At 69.8% G+C, this 3072-nt stretch carries 3 protein-coding genes; all 3 read right to left on the bottom strand.

The features are described 5' to 3' along the window. Positions 1 to 13: 13 nt before the first annotated feature. From ACFWFI_RS42130 to ACFWFI_RS42120, 3 genes are read right to left on the bottom strand one after another with little or no spacing between them, the layout of a single operon-like run. Positions 14 to 652: a LutC/YkgG family protein gene (locus tag ACFWFI_RS42130; protein ID WP_387401159.1), complete on the bottom strand. Its 639-nt coding sequence runs from the start codon at positions 650 to 652 to the stop codon at positions 14 to 16. After that, a complete protein-coding gene (locus ACFWFI_RS42125; protein WP_387401157.1) occupies positions 649 to 2193 on the bottom strand; it encodes a lactate utilization protein B in 1545 nt (514 codons plus the stop codon). The genes ACFWFI_RS42130 and ACFWFI_RS42125 overlap by 4 nt, the downstream gene beginning before the upstream one ends. Continuing rightward, complete coding sequence (locus tag ACFWFI_RS42120) at positions 2190 to 2957, bottom strand: (Fe-S)-binding protein (RefSeq protein WP_387401155.1); 768 nt, start codon at positions 2955 to 2957, stop codon at positions 2190 to 2192. The genes ACFWFI_RS42125 and ACFWFI_RS42120 overlap by 4 nt, the downstream gene beginning before the upstream one ends. Positions 2958 to 3072: the final 115 nt, after the last annotated feature.

Below are 3072 nucleotides of genomic sequence, written 5' to 3'. Positions count from 1 at the left end.
GGGCCGGAGATCCCTAGGCGTCGGTGCGGATGACCACGGCGAGGGTGCGTGGGCCGTGTACGCCCTCCACGCGCTCCAGTTCGATGTCGGACGTGGCCGACGGACCGCTGATCAGGGTCGTCGGCCTCTCCGGCACCAGTCGGGCCACGGCTTCCGGCACGCCTGCCACGACCGAGGACAGATCGACGACGCACACATGCAGGTCGGGGACGAGGGACAGGGCACGCCGGCCCTGGTCGGGCGATCCGTCCAGGAAGATCGTGCCGGTCTCCGCGCAGCTGACGGCGGAGGCCGTCACCACGCCGTCCAGCGCGTCGAGGCTCGGTGCGGGGATGTCCGCCGAGTCCCGCTGGACCTCGCCTTCGTAGGCACCGAGCCACTGCTCGTCCAGCCCGTCCGGGACGCCGATCCGCCGGGCGCCGCGCTCACGCAGGATCCCGCCGATCACTTCGGCCGTACGGTCACCGGTGCAGGGGTGGACCGTCGCCTTGTAGTCGACCAGCCGGTCGGTCAGGAGCGCCAGGCGTTCGCCGTCCGGAAGGGTCCGGCCGGTGCGGTAGGAGCGGGGGATCGCGGTGTCGGGGGTGGGTGCGAGGGCCAGTGCGTCCCTGATCCTGCCGAGCACCGTGTCGCGTGCGATGGGGGTGGTCACCGGTCCTCCTCAGGACTTCCGGGGGCGCGCCCTGCGCCCTCCTCGGCTGCGGCCCGCATCGTCGCCGCGCCCTCGGCCGATGCCAGCCAGGAGCGGAAGGACTGCTTGGGCGGGGCCGCGGTGTCGCGGCTGTCGCTCCAGCCGCTGAGCGGGGCGGGCATGTGCGAGATGGTGCCGTCGCGTCCGCCGACGACCCTGCCGAGGGAGGCCGCCTTCTGCGCCGCGGTGAAGAGCTTCGGACTCTTCATGACGGCGGCCGCGGCCTTCATGGCGAGCTTCTCCGCGGTGGTTCCGGACTGCTCGGTGTGCTGGTGGCGCAGTTCGACGAGCATCGAGGGGATGTCGATCTTCACGGGGCAGGCGTCGAAGCACGCGCCGCACAGGCTGGAGGCGTACGGCAGCGAGCTGTTCGGGTCGTTCTTCGCCGCGTGCATCCCGGCGAGCTGCGGAGTGAGGACCGCGCCGATGGGGCCGGGGTACGTCGATCCGTAGGCGTGGCCGCCGGCCCGTTCGTACACGGGGCAGACGTTGAGGCAGGCCGAGCAGCGGATGCAGTTGAGCGCCTCGCGGCCGATCGCGTCGGCGAGCGCGGCTGTGCGGCCGTTGTCGAGGAGGATCAGGTGGAAGTCCTGTGGTCCGTCCCCCGGGGTCACCCCGGTCCACATCGAGGTGTACGGGTTCATCCGCTCGCCGGTCGAGGAGCGGGGCAGCAACTGGAGGAAGACCTCCAGGTCCTGATAGCGCGGCAGGACCTTCTCGATGCCCATCACCGTGATGAGGGTGTCCGGCAGGGTAAGGCACATCCGGCCGTTGCCCTCCGACTCGACGACGGTGAGGGTGCCCGTCTCGGCGATACCGAAGTTGGCGCCCGAGACGGCCACCTTCGTCGTCATGAACTTCTCACGCAGATAGGCGCGGGCCGCGGCGGCGAGGTGCGCGGGCACGTTGTCGAGATCCGGGTCGACGCCGGGGATCTCGTCGAGGAAGATCTGCCGGATCTCGTCGCGGTTGCGGTGGATCGCGGGCACCAGGATGTGCGAGGGCTTGTCGTCGGCCAGTTGCACGATGAGCTCGGCCAGGTCGGTCTCGTACGGGGTGATGCCGGCCGCTTCGAGGTGTTCGTTGAGGCCGATCTCCTGGGTGGCCATCGACTTGACCTTGATGACGTCGCTGCTGCCGGTCGCCCTGATCAGCCGGGTGACGATCTCGTTGGCCTCGACGCCGTCGCGCGCCCAGTGGACGGTGCCGCCGCGCTCGGTGACCTTCTGCTCCAGCTGTTCCAGGAGTTCGGGAAGCCGGTTCATCGTGTCGGTCTTGATGGCCGATCCGGCGTCGCGCAGGTGCTCCCAGTCCGGGAGTTCACCGGTGACGTTGAGGCGCTTGGTCCGGATGGTGCGGGTTGCCCTGCCGAGGTTGCGGCGCAGCTGGTCGTTGCGCAGTTCGTCGTGGGCCGCCTCGGGGAACTTCCGGTCGCCGCGCAGATTTCCCGTTCCGTACGGGGAGCGGGGCGGGGTGGCGGGCATGCCGAGGAACGTGCTCATCGGGCGGCCTCCACCAGGGCGTACGGCGCGGTGCGGGTGGATCCGAGGATCTGGGCGAGATGCAGCGTGCGCGTACCGGACCTGATGCGGGAGAGCCCGCCGCCGATGTGCATCAGGCAGGAGGAGTCCCCGGCGGAGCACACATCGGCCTTCGTCTCGGAGATGTTGCGCATCTTGTCCTGGAGCATCGCCGTGGAGGTCTCGGCGTTCTTGACCGCGAAGGTGCCGCCGAAGCCGCAGCACGAGTCGGCCTCGGGAAGCTCGACCAGGTCGATCTCCTCGACGGCGCGCAGAAGCTTCAGCGGCTTGTCGCCGACCCGGAGCATGCGCAGGGAGTGGCAGGTGGGGTGGTAGGTCACACGGTGCGGGAAATACGCGCCGACCTGCGTGACGCCGAGGACGTCGACGAGGAGTTCGGAGAGCTCGTACGTCTTGGCCTTGACCGTGGCGACCCCGGCGCGCAGCGCGGCGTCCCCGTAGCGGTCGGCGACGATCTCGTGCTGGTGGCGGACCGAGCCGGCGCACGACCCCGACGGCATCACTACGGCGTCGATCGAGGGGTCCCCGAACTGTTCGGCGAAATTGCGCACCAGTGGGACGGGTTCCCGCTGGTAGCCGGTGTTGACGTGCATCTGGCCGCAGCAGGTCTGGTCCGGTGGGAAGACCACCTCGTGGCCCAGGCGGGCGAGCAGCACCGCGGTGGATCTCACCGCCTCCGGGAAGAGGGTGTCTCCCAGACAGGTGGCGAAGAGTCCGATACGCATGGGGCCTCCCCGGTTGTTTATGGTCCGACCATACTAGCCTCGGTCCGAATGGGGAAGCGTGCGGGCACACCCGGTGGAGGAAAACGGAACGGGAGCGGGGAGGGTGCGCGTGCAC

This window comes from Streptomyces sp. NPDC060209, from assembly GCF_042728155.1.
In the GTDB taxonomy this organism is placed as follows: domain Bacteria; phylum Actinomycetota; class Actinomycetes; order Streptomycetales; family Streptomycetaceae; genus Streptomyces.
The sequence above is the reverse complement of the archived record's forward strand: the minus strand, read 5'-3'. Positions and strand labels throughout refer to the sequence as shown.

Excerpts from the sequence above, each read along its gene's own strand:
- ACFWFI_RS42120 (WP_387401155.1), bottom strand. The coding sequence starts at position 2,957 with ATGCGTATCGGACTCTTCGCCACCTGTCTGGGAGACACCCTCTTCCCG.
- ACFWFI_RS42125 (WP_387401157.1), bottom strand. The coding sequence starts at position 2,193 with ATGAGCACGTTCCTCGGCATGCCCGCCACCCCGCCCCGCTCCCCGTAC.